At 67.6% G+C, this 19013-nt stretch carries 18 protein-coding genes; 3 read left to right on the top strand and 15 right to left on the bottom strand.

What is annotated here, in order from left to right:
• Positions 1-36 precede the first annotated feature (36 nt).
• Complete coding sequence (locus ACFOWB_RS22170) at positions 37-1431, top strand: GumC family protein (protein WP_378149421.1); 1395 nt, start codon at positions 37-39, stop codon at positions 1429-1431.
• A complete protein-coding gene (locus ACFOWB_RS22165; RefSeq protein WP_315855154.1) occupies positions 1422-2750 on the top strand; it encodes a polysaccharide biosynthesis/export family protein in 1329 nt (442 codons plus the stop codon). Before ACFOWB_RS22170 ends, ACFOWB_RS22165 begins: the two co-directional genes overlap by 10 nt.
• Here the strand turns inward: ACFOWB_RS22165 and ACFOWB_RS22160 are convergent.
• The 3 genes from ACFOWB_RS22160 to ACFOWB_RS22150 all read right to left on the bottom strand — a co-directional run bounded on the left by ACFOWB_RS22160 (position 2659) and on the right by ACFOWB_RS22150 (position 5566).
• The gene (locus ACFOWB_RS22160) at positions 2659-3657 is read right to left on the bottom strand and encodes a GDP-L-fucose synthase family protein (protein WP_378149419.1); all 999 of its coding nucleotides are present in this window, start codon (positions 3655-3657) and stop codon (positions 2659-2661) included. The two genes, ACFOWB_RS22165 and ACFOWB_RS22160, sit on opposite strands and share 92 nt — an antisense overlap.
• On the bottom strand, positions 3641-4723 hold the full coding sequence (gene gmd / locus ACFOWB_RS22155; protein WP_378149417.1) for a GDP-mannose 4,6-dehydratase: 1083 nt from the start codon (positions 4721-4723) through the stop codon (positions 3641-3643). The genes ACFOWB_RS22160 and gmd overlap by 17 nt, the downstream gene beginning before the upstream one ends.
• A 216-nt stretch (positions 4724-4939) precedes the next feature.
• Complete coding sequence (locus ACFOWB_RS22150) at positions 4940-5566, bottom strand: Crp/Fnr family transcriptional regulator (protein WP_378149415.1); 627 nt, start codon at positions 5564-5566, stop codon at positions 4940-4942.
• A gap of 266 nt (positions 5567-5832) precedes the next feature.
• Here ACFOWB_RS22150 and ACFOWB_RS22145 point away from each other — a divergent pair, with 266 nt between their 5' ends.
• Entirely contained in the window at positions 5833-6060 is a 228-nt protein-coding gene (locus ACFOWB_RS22145; protein ID WP_261404523.1) for a hypothetical protein, read from the top strand.
• Here the strand turns inward: ACFOWB_RS22145 and ACFOWB_RS22140 are convergent.
• From ACFOWB_RS22140 to ACFOWB_RS22085, 12 genes are all read right to left on the bottom strand, one after another.
• A complete protein-coding gene (locus tag ACFOWB_RS22140) occupies positions 6053-7099 on the bottom strand; it encodes a hypothetical protein (RefSeq protein ID WP_261404522.1) in 1047 nt (348 codons plus the stop codon). The genes ACFOWB_RS22145 and ACFOWB_RS22140 overlap by 8 nt on opposite strands.
• 14 nt (positions 7100-7113) lie before the next feature.
• A complete protein-coding gene (locus tag ACFOWB_RS22135; RefSeq protein ID WP_261404521.1) occupies positions 7114-8337 on the bottom strand; it encodes a DegT/DnrJ/EryC1/StrS family aminotransferase in 1224 nt (407 codons plus the stop codon).
• The gene (locus ACFOWB_RS22130) at positions 8334-9338 is read right to left on the bottom strand and encodes an NAD-dependent epimerase/dehydratase family protein (RefSeq protein WP_261404520.1); all 1005 of its coding nucleotides are present in this window, start codon (positions 9336-9338) and stop codon (positions 8334-8336) included. Before ACFOWB_RS22130 ends, ACFOWB_RS22135 begins: the two co-directional genes overlap by 4 nt.
• Positions 9335-10483 (bottom strand): DegT/DnrJ/EryC1/StrS family aminotransferase, encoded by a 1149-nt coding sequence (locus ACFOWB_RS22125; protein ID WP_261404519.1) that lies wholly within the window; start codon positions 10481-10483, stop codon positions 9335-9337. The genes ACFOWB_RS22130 and ACFOWB_RS22125 overlap by 4 nt, the downstream gene beginning before the upstream one ends.
• Positions 10480-11508, bottom strand: coding sequence for a Gfo/Idh/MocA family protein (locus ACFOWB_RS22120; protein WP_378149411.1), 1029 nt, complete (start codon positions 11506-11508; stop codon positions 10480-10482). Before ACFOWB_RS22120 ends, ACFOWB_RS22125 begins: the two co-directional genes overlap by 4 nt.
• On the bottom strand, positions 11505-12038 hold the full coding sequence (locus ACFOWB_RS22115) for an acyltransferase (protein WP_378149409.1): 534 nt from the start codon (positions 12036-12038) through the stop codon (positions 11505-11507). Before ACFOWB_RS22115 ends, ACFOWB_RS22120 begins: the two co-directional genes overlap by 4 nt.
• 203 nt (positions 12039-12241) lie before the next feature.
• Positions 12242-12838, bottom strand: coding sequence for a putative colanic acid biosynthesis acetyltransferase (locus tag ACFOWB_RS22110; RefSeq protein WP_378149407.1), 597 nt, complete (start codon positions 12836-12838; stop codon positions 12242-12244).
• Positions 12839-14095, bottom strand: coding sequence for a hypothetical protein (locus ACFOWB_RS22105; RefSeq protein WP_261404517.1), 1257 nt, complete (start codon positions 14093-14095; stop codon positions 12839-12841).
• Positions 14092-14679 carry a YdcF family protein gene (locus ACFOWB_RS22100; protein ID WP_378149404.1) on the bottom strand — a complete coding sequence of 196 codons (588 nt, stop codon included), beginning with the start codon at positions 14677-14679 and terminating at the stop codon, positions 14092-14094. Before ACFOWB_RS22100 ends, ACFOWB_RS22105 begins: the two co-directional genes overlap by 4 nt.
• Positions 14680-14766: 87 nt before the next feature.
• Positions 14767-15648, bottom strand: a complete 882-nt coding sequence (locus tag ACFOWB_RS22095) for a glycosyltransferase family 2 protein (RefSeq protein WP_378149402.1) — start codon at positions 15646-15648, stop codon at positions 14767-14769.
• On the bottom strand, positions 15645-16808 hold the full coding sequence (locus tag ACFOWB_RS22090) for an MraY family glycosyltransferase (RefSeq protein ID WP_378149400.1): 1164 nt from the start codon (positions 16806-16808) through the stop codon (positions 15645-15647). The genes ACFOWB_RS22095 and ACFOWB_RS22090 overlap by 4 nt, the downstream gene beginning before the upstream one ends.
• A 169-nt stretch (positions 16809-16977) precedes the next feature.
• Positions 16978-18570: a lipopolysaccharide biosynthesis protein gene (locus ACFOWB_RS22085; protein WP_378149398.1), complete on the bottom strand. Its 1593-nt coding sequence runs from the start codon at positions 18568-18570 to the stop codon at positions 16978-16980.
• Positions 18571-19013 lie beyond the last annotated feature (443 nt).

Genomic DNA, 19013 nt, shown 5'->3' with positions numbered 1-19013 from the left:
CAAAGACTGGAGAGCAGCCGATCGGCGGCCCCGAACATGCTCGAGCGCATTCGGGACCGCTGGCCCTGGTTCGCGGCCGCCGTCGGATTGGGCGTCGCGGGCGGCGTCGGCGTCTGGCTCGTCACGCCGAACAAATATGTGGCGGAAGCCGTCGTCGCGCTCGACGCCCGAAAGGTCCAGGTGATCACGATCGACTCCGTCGTGTCCCGCTTGCCTCAGGACAGCCCGGTCCTCCGCACCGAGCTCGACCTGATCGCGTCGCGCTCGATGGCGCAGAAGGTCGCCCGGCGGCTGGGCCTCGTTTCCCGCGCCACGGCCGACGGTCTAAGCGAGCCGGCGCCGGAGGACCCCGCCGCCAAACGGTCGCCCGAGGCGCGGGCCGTGGACCGGCTGGTCAACGGCCTGCGCGTCAACAATGACGGCCGGTCTTTCACGATCTTCATCTACTTCGAGGCCGCAGATCCGGTCTTCGCCAGGAACGCGGCGAACGCCTACGCCGAAGCCTATCTCGATCATCAGATCGAGGTTCAGACCCAGGCCACGCGAAGCGCCAGCGACTGGCTTGGCCGAAAGGTTTCGGAACTCGGCGTTCGACTTGAAACGTCGGAGAAGGCCGTCGAGGAATTCCGTCGCACAGCCGGGCTCCTCGAGACCAACGGCGCCACCGCCGACGCGCAAAAGCTGGCGGGGGTCAGCGCCGAATTCGCCGCGGCCAGGTCGCAGCGGGCGGGGGCCGAAGCCAGACTCTCCGCAGCCAAAGAGCTCACGAACCACGCCGCAGGCATGGCGGCCTTCAACGAGGTTCTCGCCTCCGCGTCGATCCAGGCGCTGCGCATGCGCGAGGCCGAGATCGGCCGAGAGATCGGCGACATCGAGGCGAGCGGCGCGATGCTCAGCACGGCGCTTCCGGCGCAACGCGTCCAGCTGGCCGCCTTACGCCGGCAGATCGACGGAGAGGTCGATCGCGTGGTCGCGAGCCTCGCGAACGAGGTCGACGTCGCCGCTCGCAAGGAAAAGGCGCTCGACGCGGAAGCCGCGAGGCTTGCCGCGGTCGTGGCCGAGAACAGCGAAGCCCGGGTCGAACTGAACCGGCTCGAGCGCGAGGCCTCGGCGAACCGGACGATCTATGAGAGCTTTCTCAATCGCTACAAGCAGACGATCGAGCAGGAAGGACTTGCGGCTCCCGACGCGACGCTGCTGTCCAGCGCCGAGGTTCCGATGAGGCCGTCGACCCCCAAGCTCGTGCCGCTGCTCGCCTTCGGCCTGGCGATCGGGTCGGCGGTCGGCGTCGGCCTCGTCTCGATGCCGCGTCGGCGCGAGCCGGAGCTTCCGACTGCGCCCGAGGCCGAAGCCGACGGCGCCGCCGGCGCCGCAGTCGCGAAAAATCCATGGCGGCGACATATCCATCAGGTGGCCGAGCCATGCGCCTAGACCTCCAAAGGCGCAGCCGGCGCCATCGGCCGGCCGGCCGTCTTCTGATCGCTCTCGCCATCGGCGCGATCGCGGCGCCGGCCGAGGCCGATCCGCGCGACTATCGTCTCGGGCCGGGCGACGTGCTTCAGGTCGGCGTCTACGGCCAGCCCGAACTGTCGGGAAAGTTTCGCGTCGGACCGGACGGGACGCTGAGCTATCCGCTGATCGGCGCGGTCACGGCCGGAGGACTGACGACCGAAGAAGTCACCGAAAGTCTTCGCTCGCGCCTTTCGCAACGGATACCGGTGCGCAGCGCTCCTTCGGTGGAGGTCGCCGAATTCGCGCCCGTCTTCGTGACCGGCGTTGTGGAGAAGCCGGGACAGTATCCCTACCGTCCTGGCATGATCGCCCTCGAGCTCGTCGCGCTCGCGGGCGGCGAGCGCCGCGCGGCGGCCGCCAGCGAGACCCGCGCTCTCCAGCTCATCGCGGCGGAGCAGGCGGTCGAGACCCGCATGCTGTCGCTGTTCGCTAGCCGCGCCCAGAAGGCGCGCCTGGAAGCGGAGATTAGCGCGGGCGACTTCAGTCCCGACGTTCGGGCGCTGGCGGTCGGCCTGTCGATCGACCCGGACGAAGCGCGGAAGATGCTCCTGAACGAGATCGATCTCTTCACAGTCAGGCGAAAGGTCATCTCCAACCAGATCGCCGCGCTTCGCGACCAGCGCGCGAACTTCGACCGGGAGATGGACACGCTGCGGGCGGCGAAGAAGCTCCATGACGGCGAGATCCTGCTGCTCGAGCAGGAGACGGCGAACGCCCAGAAGCTCCTTGATAAGGCGTTGGGATTGCTGCCGACGCTTCTGAGCCTGAAGCGCCAGCTTTCGGCGACCCGCCGTGACGCGCTCGAGATCGTGTCGTACCTCGCCCGAGCCCAGCAGCAGCAGCTTGAAATCGACAAGAAGATCCAGGACGTCGAGGACCAACAGAAAAAGGAGAACGCCGCGGCGCTTCGGGACGTCGAGCTGGCGATCGCCCAGGGCGAGCGCGGCGTCCAATCGGACGCGCGGGCGGTCGCCGAGATCCGCTCGGCGCTTGGAGGCGACGCGCTGGAGCCGGCCCCGATCACCTATCGCGTGGCCCGGCTCGTCGACGGCGTCTACACGGACATCAAGGTGGGCGACTACACCGAGCTCGCGCCCCGCGACATCCTGCGCGCCGATCGCAGCGTGGGCGCGCCGGGCGCCGCGGTCACGCGGACATCGCGGCGGGGTCCGGACGCGCAGACGACAGCGTATCAAGCCACTGCCGATAGGTCTCCCGGAGCCCCTCGGGCAGACTGATAGACGGACGCCAGCCAAGCGCCCGGATCCTGTCCGAGTTCAGGAGCTTGCGCGGCGCCCCGTCGGGCTTGGACGTGTCGAATTCGAAGGCGCCGCGATAGCCGACCGTCGCCGCCGCAAGCGCCGCGAGCTCCCGGATCGTCAGCTCTTCGCCCGAGCCCACATTGATCGGGGCGGCGTCATGGTAGCGCCGCATGAGGAAGACGCAGGCGTCCGCCAAATCGTCGACATGCAGGAATTCGCGGCGCGGCGCGCCCGTGCCCCAGATCCCGACGACGCTGCGCCCGGCCGACTTGGCGTCGTGCATCTTCCGAAGCATCGCCGGCAGGACGTGCGAGCTCGACAGGTCGAAATTGTCGTTCTTCCCGTAGAGGTTCGTCGGCATGGCGGTGACGTAATCGAGCCCGTGCTGGGAGCTGAAGCTCTTCACGAGGCTGAGGCATGCGATCTTCGCGATGGCGTAGGCTTCGTTCGTGGGCTCGAGCGGCCCCGTAAGCAGTTGTCCTTCGTCGATCGGCTGCTGGGCGTGGCGCGGATAGATGCAGCTCGATCCGAGGAACAGAAGACGGCCTACGCCCGCGGCCGCCGAGGCCGAAACCAGGTTCGCGCCGATCATCAGGTTCTCGTAGAGAAATTCGGTCGGCTGCGTGGCGTTGGCCATGATGCCGCCGACGCGGGCCGCCGCGATCATCACAGCGTCTGGCCGATGGGCGGTCATCCAGCGCTCGACGTCGGACTGGCGGGTCAGGTCAAGGCTCTCGCGGCCGACCGTCAGGACCTCGCAGTCCTCGCGCGCGAGGCGCCGCGCCAGCGCGGAGCCGACCATTCCACGGTGCCCGGCGACGAAAATCCGCTTGCCGCTGAGATCGAAGTCCGCCGTCGTCGGCGTGTCAGTTGTAGCGGTCATTCCGCCCGGCCTCCATCAACGCGACGTCGAGATCCGACGAGACCATCTCGGCGACCAGCGCCTGGAACTTCACCCTCGGCTTCCAGCCGAGCCTCTGGCGAGCCTTGGTGGCGTCGCCGAGAAGCAGATCGACCTCGGTCGGACGGAAGTAGCGCGGGTCGATCTCGACCAGCGTGGAGCCGCTCGCCGCGTCGTAGCCCTTCTCGTCGACGCCGTTTCCGCGCCATTCGATCCGCCGGCCGACGCAGCCGAACGCGGTCTCGACGAACTCGCGCACCGTGTGGGTCTCGCCGGTCGCCAGCACGTAATCGTCCGGTTTCGGCTGCTGCAGGATGCGCCACATCCCCTCGACATAGTCGCGGGCATGTCCCCAGTCGCGCCGGGAGTCGATGTTGCCGAGAAAGAGCCGCGGCTGAAGCCCGTGATGGATCGCCGCGACGGCGCGCGAGATCTTGCGCGTCACGAAGGTTTCGCCGCGGATCGGGCTCTCGTGATTGAACAGGATGCCGTTGCTGGCGTGGACGCCATAGGCCTCCCTGTAATTCACCGTGATCCAGTAGGCGTAAAGCTTGGCGGCCGCGTAGGGGCTGCGCGGCGCGAACACGGTGCGCTCGTCCTGCGGCGACGTCTCGACGCGTCCGAACAGCTCCGAGGTCGAGGCCTGATAGAAGCGGCAGGTGTCCGTCATCTTCAGGATCCGCAGCGCCTCGAGCACGCGCAGCGTTCCGAGGCCGTCGGTGTTGGCCGTGTATTCCGGTGTCTCGAAGCTGACCTGGACGTGGCTCTGCGCGGCGAGATTGTAGATCTCGTCGGGCTGGGTCTCCTGGATGATCCGGATCAGGTTCGTGGCGTCGGTCATGTCGCCGTGATGCAGGATGAACCGGACGTTCTCCTCGTGGGGATCCTGATAGAGGTGGTCGATGCGCCCGGTGTTGAACGACGACGAGCGGCGCTTCAACCCGTGGACCAAATAGCCCCTCGCAAGGAGAAACTCCGCGAGGTAGGCGCCGTCTTGCCCGGTGACCCCGAGGATCAAGGCTGTCTTCGCCGATTTTTCCGCCGCCATCCGGATGTCTCCCCAGCCGCCGCGGAGACCAGCCGCCGCGGACGTCGGGAGCAAGTCTCGAAGAGACGGAGAAGCCGTGGAACGCCCTCGTCCGGACGCGGGAGGCGCTAACGCTAGGCCCGATGGGGGAGCGGCGCCTGCAAAAAGGCGCAGACGCGCCTCGTCATCCGCCTTTTGAGCGCGGAAGGAGCCGGCCGTCGTCGCGTAATGTTGTGCTCAGTGTCGCCGTTTGGGCGGCGTCAGATAGTCGGCGTCGAAGGCGGCGAGCTCCCGCAGGCCCTCGAAATTGTGGATCTCGACATGGCCGGACCGCATCGTCAGCAGATGGGCCTCGCGAAGCTCTCTCAGCACGCGGTTGAGATGGATCGCGGTGAGGCCGAGCGCGTCGGCGAGCCAGTACTGGTTGACCGGACAGTCGAAGCCGCGGCGCGTGTCCTCTCCGATGAGGCTCAGCCGGGTCGCCAGCTCCAGGATGAAGTGCGCCGTCCGCACGAGCGCGCTTCGGCGGCCGAGGCTGATCAGTCGCTCGATCAGGATCGCGCTTTCGAGCGCGACCGACCATTGCATGGCTCGGGCGACGGCGGGCTCGCTCGCCAAGCCGCGAAACAGCGTCGCGCTCGAGATTGAGGAAATCTCGACCTCGGTCAGGCTTTCGAACCAGAACGGCGAAGCGCCTTCGAGAGAGAGCCCGGGCAATCCGACGATGTCGCCTGGCAGTGAGAAGGACAGAACCTGACGGCTCCCGTCAGGCAGGAGCTTGTAGACGCAGGCCCACCCGCGCTGGATGAGATAGGCCTCCTCCGAGGCGTCGTTCGGTAGAACGATCGGCTGGTTGGGGTCCACACGGCGTTTTCTCTGGCTCATGGACGTGAGGACAGACAGCTCCGAATCCGTCCAGGGTCCGAGCGACTGGAGCTTTCGCAGTAGCGGGCTTTGAGGGCCCATGGGCAGGATCCTTGATCCGCAGAAAATATTTTCCGAATTCGCACTCAAATTAGCATATGCAATTGATAATAGGTAACTTATAAGGCGATGAAGGCGCATTTTTTTGCGTCGCCTCCTACGTAGTACTGGAAATTTTAATGCCAAATTCTAAAGAGTATCTCAGCTTGGCGGCGTTGGCTGTACTTGAATCATTGATTTTATCATTACGTGACAAGCAGGTGCTTTCCTATCGGGAAACCGATAATATCTTCTCAGACGCGATAGCGGCCCTGAAAAACGAGGCCGCACTTGACGGGGCGTCGCCGATTTACAGTCAGGCGGCGCTCGTCATCCAGAAGATCCAGAAAGGCACGAACGGCGTTCGGGATATCGAACCACCTGCGCTCACATGAACTGCGCGAGCGCGCCGGGATCCGGCTGGTCCGGGCGAAGCGCCAGTTCCGCGGCTTTGAGGCCGCCCGCCTGAAGGCGCATCACCGCTTCCGGGCCGATGGCGGATAGCAGGATCGCCATATGGCCATAGGTCGGCGGCGACGGCGGCCAGACCGCAAGGCCGCACTCGGCCAGCGCCGTGCGATCGAGATCCCCCCAGAACTGAGCGACGATCGTCCCCGGCGCATGGGCCGCCAGGCGTCGCGCGTCCTCGGCCTCCAACCTGAGCTCGCGTTCGGCCGGTTTGAGCGCGACAAGCACCGCCTCGTAAGGCTGCGGCGGAAGCTCGCGCAGGGTTCTGGCCTGCGTCACCTGCGCCCCCTGGCCAATCAGACCGGAGAGGATCGGCTCGTCGAACGCGTTGTCGCACACCAGCGCGATCCTGCTTCGGTAGACCGAGACGCCGGCGTCATGCAGCAGCCGTACGGCGAGCGGCCCCAGATAGCTGAAGACGTCCACGGCCGCATGCCGTTCGTTCACGCCGACGACCCGGATGTTGCGCCGGGCGCATGCGGCGAAGTCGATGTCGGCTTCCCTGCGCTCCCACGCCTCGAACATCAGCGCGATCACCGCGTGGGGCGGCAACGCGTCGATGATCCGCGCGTCGATCGGCCGGAGGTGGCCGGTGTTGGTCACGACGTCGACATAGCCGAGGGCCGCTTCCGGCAGCCGGTCGACGACCGCGATCGAGTCCGCGACTCCGGCGATCTCCGCGACCTCGCGCAGCCAGCCGATCGCCTCGACGGCCGCGCCATGGCCGCTGTCGCGCGCGAAGGCGAAGACGCGGCGCGCGCCGGCGAGCGCGGCCAGCAAGGGCGTCGCGACATAGACGCCGGTCGCGGCCTCCGTGAGCACGGTGCGGCCGCGCAGATCCAGTCCCGTGTCCTCGATCCGCTCGCGCGCGAGCGCGACGAGCCGTGCGGCCGAGAAGCCGGGGCGATCCGGCCCGGGCCGTAACGCCTGCCGACGGGTCGTCGGGTTGCGGTCGTCCGTCAGCATGGCGGATCCACCCTTCAGGCGAGCCGCAACCGCGCGGCGTTGGTCGGTGACGAAGACGTTTCGCCGCCGGCCGCTGCGGGTCGGCGTGCGGACGCGCTTTCCTGCGCGGCGAGCGCGCTCTGGAGCGCCGCCGCGACGCGACGCTGCATGCGCTCCGTCATGCCGGGAAAGAGCGGCAGCAGGATGCATTCGTCGCGGGCGCGCTCCGAAAGCGGCAGTGGCGTGCGAAGAGGCTCGGAAGCGTAGGCGGGCTCGAGATGGATGCACATCAGCCCGCGGCGGGTCGCGACGCCATCGGCCATCATGGAGGCCATGACGTCGTGTTGCGAGACGCCCTGCGGCAGCCTCACGCAGAAGCTCTGCCAATTGGACTGCGCCCATTCCGGCTCGTCGGGACAGTCCACTCCGATCGGCGTCAGGAGGCAGCGATAGCGGGCGGCGAGCGCCCGCCGCGCCGCGACGATCTTGGGAAGACGCTTCAACTGTTCGCGGCCGACCGCGGCCTGAATGTCGGTGAGGCGATAATTGTAGCCGACGACCGGGTAGCTCTCGATCACCGGGCGGTCGCTCGCGTGCCGCACGGTGTCGGAGATGCTCATCCCGTGCTGTCGCCACAGGCGGAACCAAGCGTCCCAAGTCGGGTTGGACGTCGTCAACATGCCGCCGTCGCCGACCGTCAGGATCTTGCGGGGATGAAGCGAAAAGCAGGCGACGTCGCCATGCGGCTTGCCGATATGCTCCCACCTGCCGTCGAGGCTGATGCTCGAACCGATGGCGCAGGCGGCGTCCTCGATGAGCTTGAGGTTCGCGGCCCTCGCGATCGGCAGGATGCGCGCGAGGTCGCACGGCATGCCGATCTGGTGCACGCACATGATCGCCTTGGTGCGATCCGTGATCGCGTCGGCGACGGCCTGGGGGTCGAGGTTGAAGGATCCCGGGGCGACGTCGACGAACACAGGGGTCGCGCCGCAATGACGGATCACGTTGGCGCAGGCGATGTAGGTGTGGCTCGGTACGATCACCTCGTCGCCGGCCTCGACGCCGGCGGCGAGCAGCGCGAGATGAAGAGCCGTCGTGCCGTTCGAGACGGCGCAGGCGTGAGCGGCGCCGACTGTCGCGGCGAACTCCTCCTCGAAGGCTGCGACCTGCGGCCCCTGTGTCAGCCAGCCTGAGCGGATGACCCGCGCCGCCGCGAGCGCCTCGGAATTGCCGATGACGGGACGTGTGATCGGGATCATTCCGCGGCCCGCCTCCTTCCGTCGAGGCCGCGCTCCGCGCGCCACCAGGACACGAGCCCGCGAATCCCCGCGGCGAGGTCGATCCGGCTTTCGAAGCCGATGAGATCTCGCGCGAGGCGAACGTCCGCAAGCCGTCTCGGGACCGGGTTGACCGCGCGTTCGGCCTCGTGAAGCGGAACGAGGTCCGGCCGCCCCATCTCGCGCGTCGTCAGCCTGGCGAGCTCGACCAGCGAGGTCTCGGTCGAGCTGCCGATGTTGAGGGCGACGTCGCTCGCGCCGGACGTCGCGGCGAGGATGTTGGCCCGCGCCACGTCCTCGACGTGAATCATGTCGAGCGTCTGGAGCCCGTCGCCGAAGATGAGAGGCGGAAGCCCAGCCTCGATCCTCTCCATCCAGCGGATCATCACCTCGGTGTAGCGCCCGTGGATGTCCATGCGGGGGCCGTAGACGTTGAAATAGCGCAAGGCGACGTAGTCGAGCCCGTGCATGTCGTGGAAGGCGCGGAACAGACCTTCGTTGAAAAGCTTGGCGGCTCCGTAGAGGGTGCGGTTGTCGTAAGGGTGCTGCGCTTCCGGCGTCGGAAACGTGTCGGCGAGGCCATAGACCGACGCCGACGAGGCCGCCACGACCTTCCGAACCCGCTTCTGCGCGGCGAACTCGACGAGGTCGAAGGTGGCGTCGACCATCACCTGAAGCGCGGCGCGCGGCTCGGCGGCGCAATGGGTGATGCGCAGAGCCGCCTGATGGAACACGGTGTCGACGTCGTCCATGAGCGTCAGCATCAGGCTGCGGTCGCGGATGTCGCCTTCGAAGAACTTGACCCTCGGGTCGCCGAGGACGTCGTTGAGGTTCTCGGTCCGGCCGCGAACCAGGTTGTCGACCACGACGATTTCCGCCGCGCCCTCCGTGACCAGCAGCGAGACGATGTGGGAGCCGACGAAGCCCGCGCCTCCGGTGACCAGAATCTTCTTGTCTCTGAGCGAAGCGTGCGTCTGGCTCATGTCGCGCTCCCTGCCGCCAACTGACGTGTTTCGTCCTCGAGCTCGCACTGTCGCGACGCGCGGATGAGGCTGGCGCAGATCCGGCCGACGTCGTCGTCCGACAGCTCGGGATAGATCGGCAGCGACAGCGTCTCTTCGGCGAGCGTCTCGGCCTCTGGCAGACTTCCGCGGCCATAGCCGAGGCCGGCGTAGGCGGGCTGGAGATGAACCGGGCGCGGGTAATGCAGGCCGGTCTCGACCCCGTCGATCATCATGGCCGCGCGGACCCGGTCGCGGTGGCGAAGCCGTACGGCGAACACGTGATAGGCGTGGTCCTCGCCGGCGCTTGGAGCCGGCAGGACGACGCCACTTTCCTGGAGCAGCCGGCGATAGCGATCCGCGATCCGACGGCGCGCGCTCGTCCACTCCGGCAGCCGCCGAAGCTTCACCCTCAGCGCCGCGCCCTGAAGCGCGTCCATCCGGTTGTTGAAGCCCCGCCGGACGTGATTGTACCGGCCTTCCTGACCCCAGTCGCGGAGCTGCCGAACCACGTCGGCGAGCGTGTCGTCGTCGGTGACCACCGCGCCGCCTTCGCCGCAGGCCCCGAGGTTCTTGCCCGGATAGAAGCTGAAGCAGCCGATGTCGCCGAACAAGCCCGCCCCGACGCCCGACCGGAAGGCGCCATGCGCCTGGGCCGCGTCTTCGATCACCCTCAGCCTGTGGCGTTGCGCGATCTCGCCGATCGCCGCCATGTCGGCGATACGCCCGTGCAAATGCACAGGCATGATCGCTTTGGTTCGGGGGGTGATCGCCTGCTCGATCAAAGCGGGGTCGATCGTCCAGGTCTTTGGGTCGACGTCGACGAAGACCGGCGTCGCGCCGGCGTAGAGAATCGCCGCGACCGTCGCCACGAAGGTCGCGGACGTCGTGATGACCTCGTCGCCCGGGCCGATCCCGAGCGAGAGCAGAGCGAGATGCAGCGCCGACGTGCCGCTGTCGACCGCCACGGCGCGCCGCGCGCCGCAGAAGGCCGCGAACTCCTGTTCGAAGGCGTCGACTTCGGGTCCGAGCACGTAGCGGCCGCCGCGAAGCACGGAGATCACCGCCGCCTCGATCTCGCCGGCCATGGGCCCGTATTGCGCCGAGATGTCCGAGAGCGGGATCACGACGCGACCCTCAACGGCTCGAGGTCGATCGGATGGCCGCGCCGCTTCATGGACAGCGTGGCGCATTCCAGCATTCGGACGACGTCGAGCCCGTTGCGCCCGCTGGTGATCGGCGTCGCGCCGGTCGTGACGCACTCGACGAAATGTTCGAGCTCCGTCGCGAGCGCTTCCTTGATGGGGATGTGCGGGGACCACATGTCGCCCATCCGGTAAGCGACGTGGCGCTGATAGAGGTCCTCCGGCGTGGCGTCGGAGGTGACGCCGCGGTCGTAGATCTTGAGCTTTTCGCTGGTCTGGAGATCGTCGTAGACGATCATCTGCCGGCTGCCGGCGATGTAGGTCTGCCGGACCTTGACCGGCGCGAGCCAGTTCACGTTGAGATGGGCGATCGCCCCGCAATCGAAGAACACCGTGATGTGGGCGAGGTTCTCGGGCGAGCCGATGATGTGGCCTGCGCCGCTCGCCGAGACCGCGACCGCCTTCGCCCCCAGGGCGTAGTCGAGGATCGCGAGATCGTGGACGGCGAGGTCCCAGATCACGTTGACGTCCCTCTGGAACTTGCCGAGGTTGATGCGCGTCGACTCGTAGTAGAAGACGTCGCCGACGTGACCGGACGAGATGATCTCCCGGATCTTCTGCACCTCGCCGGTGTAGACGAAGGTGTGGTCGACCATCAGGACGAGGTTTCGGCGCGCCGCTTCCTCGATCAGTCGTTCCGACTGCTCCGCGGTCTCGGTCATCGGCTTTTCGACGAGCACGTGCTTGCCCGCCTGAAGCGCCTCGAGGGCGATCTCATAGTGCGTATGCACAGGCGTCGCGATGACGACGGCCTCGACGTCGGGCGCGGCGATCAAGCTGCGCCAGTCGTTGGTCAGCCGCGCCAGCGGATGCCGCTGGGTCGCGCGGCCGAGCGCCGCCGAAGACATGTCCGCGATCGCCACGACCGAACAGCCTTCGGTCTCCGCCGCGACCCGCGCGAGGTTCGGCCCCCAATACCCGTAGCCGATGACGCCGACGCCGATCATGACGCCACCCGCTGGCCGGCGACGCGTTCGGACAGCAGCGCCGCAGCGCCGCTCCTGCGCCTGTCCCTGACGTCGCCGACGACGCGGGCGGGCGAGCCCATGACGAGCGCGTGGTCGGGCACGTCCCTGGTGACCACCGCCCCGGCCGCCACCAGCGCGCCGGCCCCGATGGTGACGCCGGCGACGATGGTCGCGTTCGAGCCGATCGAGGCTCCCCGGCCGACGAGCGTCTCGGTCAGCGTCCAGTCGCCTTCGCCCTGCAGCGCCCCGCCGTCCGAGGTCGCCTTCGGGAAAAGGTCATTGGTGAACATCACCCCATGGGCGATCATCACCTCGTCTTCGATCGTCACGCCTTCGCAGATGAAGGAGTGCGACGAGATCTTGCAGGACGCGCCGATCGCGACGCCCTTCTGGATTTCGACGAAGGGTCCGACGCGCGTGCCGCGCCCTATCGAACAACCGTAAGCGTTGACGAGGTCGGGATGGGAGAAACCCGCTCCCTCGCCCAGCGAAACATTTGCGATCGCCATGGATGCTGCCCCCCGTCGCCCCGAAATGAGGCGAACGCGAGAAGGCTATGGCCGCCCCGGAGTCGCGGGAAGATGATGAAAGGTTTCGAGCCTCTAGGCCAAAATCGTCTCGTAAGACGAAAGCGGCGTCGCCTTTCGACGACGCCTCTACCCCCTAAGGATGTCGGTGGTTTTAGCCTGCCCCGGTTGGTCGAAGACCAAACCTACGCCTGAGCTCCGGCGTTGGAGGGGTGGCGACGCCGCTCGCGCATCGGCGACGCCGGATTTCCGGCGTGCACGGTCCAGGCCGAGAGATTTCGCATCGCGACGCCGCGGGCGCCGAGGACCGCGCCTTCGGCGACCGTCACGCCGGGGCCCACGAAGGCCTCGGCCGCGATCCAGGCGTTCGCCCCGATCTCGATGGGCAGGGACCGAAGGGGAAAATCCGGGTCGTGACAGTCATGCGTGCCGGAGCAGAGATGCGCGCGCTGGGAGACGATCGCGAACGCACCGAGCCGGATTTCGCCGACATTGTAGCAGGTCACGCCCGGCCCAAGCGACGCGTGCGTCTCCATGACGAGATGCGCAGGCCACCAGATGACGACGTCCGGATAGACCCGTGCGCTCGCCGCCAGCCTTGCCCCCCAGAGCTTGAGCAGCGCGCGCCGCCAGCCATGCATCGGCGACGGGGTCCAGCGCGCGAGCGCAAGCCATGACAGCCTCCATCCGATGCGGAGCAGGCGATGGCGCAGCGTGAAAGTCGGGCCGCCGAGGCGAGGGGAGAGCGGCTCGGCCGCAGCTGTCTCCCGAACGAGGCTCATCTAGGCCGCCCTGCCGGCGACGGGCGCGCGGCGTCGCCGGCGGCCGGCGTAGAGAAGCGCCGGCCCGAGGAACATCGCCATCTGGATCCAGGCGGTGACGATCCAGTTGGTGTGATGGGAGAACACGTGCATGGCCGGCAACGCGCTCAGCATGTAGATGATCTGGCAGGAGGCGTCGCCCGACTCCGCGCTGCGATAGATGCATCGCATCAGCCAGGCGACGGCGAAGAACTTGACGAAGCCGAGATAGCCGAACGAGCCGAAGGCGTCGGCCATGCCGGTGTCGGTCGTCCCGTAATTCGCCGCGTAGAACCTGTCCACGGCTCCGGGCGTCACGACCAGCAAGGAGCGCTTGAAGGCGTCTCCGACGATCTGCGCCGGCACATAGGACATCACCAGATCGTTCCAGTGCGAGAGCCCGTAGTCGAACGACTGGTTGCGCGAGACGACGTCCATCCGCATGACGGCGTTCTGGAACTCCGTGCCCCCGGACTCGAGCAGCGTCTCGAAATTTCCGATGAAGTCGATCTTGGCGATGTCCTCGAGGCCCGGCGTCTGCCCTCGCCGCGTGATGTTGCGGTAATCCTCCGTGCTTGACAGGCCGATCACGCCGACGAGCACCGTCAGGATCACGAGCGCTCGCGGCAGGGCGCGGCGCATCTGGAACCACACCGCCAACGCGATGATGAGGACGAATTCGAACGCTTCGCCGCGCTTTCCGGTGACGACGATGCGGTCGAGGTAGAGCGCCGCGTCGCAGGCGAGGATCGCAAGCGCGACGGCCGAGGGCCGGCGGGCCGCGCACAGCGCCGCGATCGCGAAGCCGAAGACCAGCATCTTCGAGAAGAAGAGGTAGATCACGGTCGGGCCGCTCAGCGCGGTCGACACCACGGTCTCGGGCGGCAGGCGGCTTATGACGACGTAGAAGCCCGCCCCGATCGCCGACAGCGTCGCGGCGGCCGTCAGCAGCCGTGTCTCGTCGAGCGGGATCGGCGTCGAAAGAAGGGGACGGTCCGAAAGCCGCCAGCCGATCGGGACGGCCGCGAGACAAACGATCGAGAACGCAAGCGTCTTGGCGAACCCGTCGGCGGGCAGGAAGACATTGTCCGCGAGCCCGGGCAATTGCGGAAGGATGAACGCGGTCATCATCGCCGCGGCGAGAAACGGATACTCATAGACCGCGCCGCGACGGAGAACGCCTTCGGCGATCAGGAAGAAGCACAGCGCCGCAAAGGCCAGGATCAGGGCTTCGTTCACGCCGGCGGCCCCAGAGGTTCCGCGGTCAGGCGGACGAACACCCCGTGGGCGATCGCATACCAGACGATCTTGACGTATTCCGACAGCGTCGCCTGCGGCTCCGACGACCAGCCCAGGCGCCAGCGCGGGGAGCCCTCCGGCGTGACGGAGGCCGCCGTGAACGCGACCTCGGGCGCCGCCGCGCGAAACGCGGCGATCGCCCGGCGAGCGTGAAACCAGTGAGTGACGAGTTTGGCGGAGCGCAGCCCCTGCGCGCGCAGGATCGCGGCGACGTTGATCGCGTTCTCCTGCGTCGTTCTCGAATTCGGCTCCATCACGATCGATCGCTCCGGAACGCCGCGCGCGGTCAGGGTGTCGCGCATCGCGTCGCCGTCCCCGGCGCCTGTGACGACGACGCGCGCATAGGCTCCGCGAGCGAACAGAGACGCCGCCAATTCAGCCCTAGGGACGCCGAATCCGCCAAGAACCACCAGAGCGTCGGCCGACTGTGAAACGTCTTTGACCGGCAGCACATAGCCAGCGCCGGTGATCGCAGCCGCGGCGAAAAGACATGCGGCGGTGGAGACGTAGATCAGACCGCGCAAAGTCCTGATCAGCCTGTGCGAAGCGCCTGAAAGTCCGGGCGCCGGTCGGCCATACGCCGGCCTGCAAAGGCTGCGCTGCTCCATCGGTCAGGGCTTCTGGCTTGCAAGCGCGGCCGGAGCGCTCCCGGCGTTCTCCGCGACCTTGGCTTCCGCGACCAGCGTCCGGCCGCGCAGCGCGATCTGCCAGTAATAGAACCCCCGCGCCATGGCGAAGTGAAACCCCGCCGAGCCGTCCAGAAATCCGAGCTTGAGCACGTAAGAATGCAGGAACGCCGTAAGCCAGCGGCCCGGTATTTTTCTGAACGCCGTCTTCATGAGCCTGCGGGACAGACTTTCGCTCGCCGCGAGCTTCGCCAGGCCGCCGCGTTGCGCAAGCCGGGCCTCCCAGTCGGCGTAGAGGTCGTGCCGGCCGAAATAGGCGGCGGCGGGCTTGCGGTCCCAGTGCAGCAGCGACGACTTCAGCCGGCCGATCCTGCCGTCGATCGTCGGCTGGTAATGGCCTTCGACCTCCCAGCCGCCGGGAATGTCGAGATCGTCCGGATGAGGGAACGTCGTGCGGCGGCGATCGACCAGCATCATCTTGCAGTTGCGATGGCCGAAGCGAAGCTGCTCTCCAAGAAAGACGAAACGGCCCTCGATGAAATAGGCCGAACACCGCGGCCCCTGCCTGAGCAGCGCCGAGATTTCCTGCACGAGCGCCAGAGACACGATCTCGTCGGCGTCCAGCATGAAGACCCAGTCGTTGCGCACCGAAGGGTGCTTCAGCGACCATTCCTTCTTCTTCGGATACTGCCTGTTCCAGACGAACGGCAGGACTTCCGCGCCGAACCGGCGCGCGATCGCAGCCGTCGCGTCGGCGCTTTCGCTGTCGCAGACGATCACCTGATCGAACGCCTTGAGCGCCGCCAGGCAATGCGGCAGGTTCACCGCCTCGTTCTTGGTCGGGATGACGACGGAGACGGGGATCATCTTGCTTCTTCCGTTTCTGCAGGGGAGACGATCGCCGCGCTGAGCCCAGACGCGGGTCCGGCGAGCCGATCGGAGATCGACCTGGCGGCTTGCAGCGCGCCCGCGCCGTCGGGCTTTGCGAGCTGGAGCGCGATCCACGCGGGAGCCTTCCAGACCACGAGCGAATGGAGCGCCGCGACCAGCGCGAGGCCGACGAAGATCGCGAGGTCGTCGACGCCCAGGATCGCGGCCATGTAGCCGAGCGCGCCGAGCGTCCCGCAGGCCACGATGAGCGTCGCGGCCGCGCTTCGCGGAGACATGCCTGCGTCGACGAGAAGGTGATGGAGGTGCCGGCGGTCGCCCGCCATCGGGCTGCGGCCGGCGCGCAGGCGCCTGACGATCAGGCTGAGGGTCTCGATGGCGGGAAGCGCGCAGATCCACAGGAGCGGCCCCATGGAGACGACGCGTTCGCCGCCATTGGCGAGCGAAAGGCTGAAATAGGCGACGGCGGCGCCAAGCATCAGACTGCCGGCGTCGCCCATGAACACGGACGCCTTCGCGCGCCAGCGGTGGCGAAGGTTGAAAACGAGGAAGCCGAGCACCGAGAACAGCAGCGGCAGAGCCGCGACGATCGCGTCCTCGCGCCCCATCGCCATAGCGGTCAGCGCGAGCCAGAACAGCGCTGAGGCCGCCGCGCCGCCCGCGAGACCGTCAAGGCCGTCCATCATATTGAAGGCGTTGGCCAGCCCGACCACGAAGACAAGCGCGAGCGGTGCTCCCGCAAAGGCGGCCAGCGCGAGGACTTCCGCGGGCGTTCCCGCGAACCAGTCGACCGAGGGCGCGATCGGCCAGATCATCAGGAGCGCGGCGCCCGTCTGGGCCGTCAGCCGGACTCCGGCCCGCAGACCGAACCTGTCGTCGATCGCTCCGACTACGACCAGGGCCCCCAGCCCCGCCATCACGCCAAGAGGCGCCCTGAGGTCCGGCGCGAGGAAGATCGACGCGACGACAAAGGCGGGAAACATCGCAAGACCGCCGACCAGAGGGACGTCGCCCTGATGTCGTTTGCGCTCCTGATCCGGCCGGTCGACGAAGCCTGCTCTCGAGGCGATGTCGCGGAACAGGACGATCAGGACCACGGTCAGGAGAAAGGCGTTCAGGTAGAGGGGCGCTTGAGACATCGTGGTGCCGCCGCGTTCGGAGGCCGCCGGCCTCTCGGTCGCGCCGACGATAGGCGGGCGTCTGCGCGCGCCGCGACCTAGGATTCCTGTCGATCTTCCGTCCGTCTTTCTTGCCGTCCGGGCCCACGGGGAAGTCAAAGGGCGTAGGCGCTCAGACAGTCGGACGATGTCACTCGCCAGGAGCGAGAGAGCGCCGGCCCAGCTGCGCCGCCTTTTGGAGCAGGCGGGCGCGCATTCCGTCGTCGAGCACGAGGGTGCAGAAGCCCGCAAGTCCGACCGCGCCGCCCGCGGCCGTCGCGGCGATCAGCTTGGCCAACGGCGCGTCGGGCGCCGCGGGTCCGTAGGTCACGAGCCAGATCGCCGCGCAGGCGGCGATGAACAGCGCGGCGATCGGCGCGGCCACGTGCGAGAGATACTGCGAGAGCTCGATGTCGAGCCGCCGCAATCCCAAAAGAGGTATCCGCCATCCGGTCGTGGCGGCCTGCGCCAGCAGGGTCGACAAGGCGACGCCGACGAGGCCGAGCGTGGGGGTCAGCACGAAGCTCAGGCCGATGTTCAGGGCGCCGGCCGCAAGATACCAACCGGCGTAGACCTCATGTTCGGTCGCCCGCGAGAAGCCGAAGAGCAGGCTCTGCTGCGTGTAGAGGATCAGCATGGCGCTGAACGTCGCCATGACGGGCAGGCCGACGAAGCGTCCGTCGCCGAGCCAGACCGCCGTGATCGACGGCCCCGCGAACAGCAGGAGAGCGGCGCCCAGCGCCATGAGCCCCATGCCCACTCTCATGCTCCTGAGGACGATCGCCCGGACGCGGTCGGTCGTCCCGGTCCGCCAGAGCTGGGACACATAGACGTTGCCGGCGTCGCCGATCGCGATCGAGATCACCGCAGCGTTGAAGGCCAGCAGATAGTTGGCGGCGTAGACCGGCAGGCTGGCGGGATCGAGGAAGGCGGCGATGAAGTAGGGGTCGGCTTTCATCAGCAGAAGCGCGCCGACTTCGGTCAGGAAATACTTCAGCGACGGCCCCATCAGGTCGACGGCGGTCGCCTTGTCCCACCCGCCATTGATCTTGGCCAGCGAGGGTTCCTTGCGCCGGAGATAGGCGACCGCGCCGATGCGAAATCCGAGGCTGCCAAGTGCGCCGGCGACCGCGAGCGCCGTCAGCCCGCCGCCGGCGATGACGATGGCGCACTGCGCGAGGATCGTGGCGGCGTTGAACGCGATCGCGAGAAGCGAGACCGGCGCGACGTGGCCAAGGCCCGAGATCGCCGCGGTCCAGAGCCCGTTCGACAGCGCGATCGCTTGCCCGAAGCAGATGATCGACCAGGCGAGCAGAGCTTCCTGCATCAGCGCCCGATCGATATCGAGCGTGGCGATGAAGGCGAGCCCGCCGAGCCAGGAAATTCCTCCGACCGCGAGCGCGATCATCAAATAGAGCCGCCGTCCCGTCGCCGCGAGCCGGGAAAAGCTCCGGGCCGCGTCGTCGGATTCGCCCCCGCCCACCATGAGGTCGCCCTGCCAGAACGCGAAGCGGCGGATGAGCGTCGAGGTCAGGCCGAAATCGAGCAGCAGGATCAGGACGCCGCTCTGGCTGAGAAGCAACCATACGCCAAGCTCCGCGGCGGGCAGCCGCGCGAACAGGAGCGGCATCAGCAAGAGGCCGAGCGCGATGGCGGCGACGCGCGACAGCCACATCGCGAGCACCGCCAAGGTGATGCGGCGCGCGGTGGACGGCGCCGCGCGATCCGGCGACGAAGCCGTCACGGTCGGGAGAGCCCAACGATCGTGTCGTCAGGTCTTGTCGCGCGCGGCTTCGGGACGGTGACGGAGCCGCGGCTCGACGTCTCGAACGATTTCATGGCCCGAACTCCCCGTCGACCGCCCCCGTGGTGATGGCCGAGGCGTCCGGTTTGGGGCAACGCGCCCGAAGGATCGGGCTCGGCGACGCCGGCTACCTCTTTCGTGCGGGATTGGCCAGGGCATCCGTCGAAAGGGTCAGGCGTCGCTCCAGCCGACTCGCGCGAGCGTCCACGAGCCGGTCCGTCGAAAGTCCAGCCGTAACACTTTCTACCGTTCGGAGGGCTCCTGTCCTCATCCTGAAACGGTGTTGCGTCGCCAGGCCGACGCCAAGAAGGTCTCGGCTGACGAGCCCATCCCACGATGGAAGGAAGCGCTCGCCGCGGCGAGCGTGCGCTTCACTCCCTCCT

The organism is Chenggangzhangella methanolivorans, assembly GCF_042648545.1.
GTDB lineage: Bacteria > Pseudomonadota > Alphaproteobacteria > Rhizobiales > Methylopilaceae > Methylopila > Methylopila methanolivorans.
This window is presented reverse-complemented; position numbering and strand designations above follow the sequence as displayed.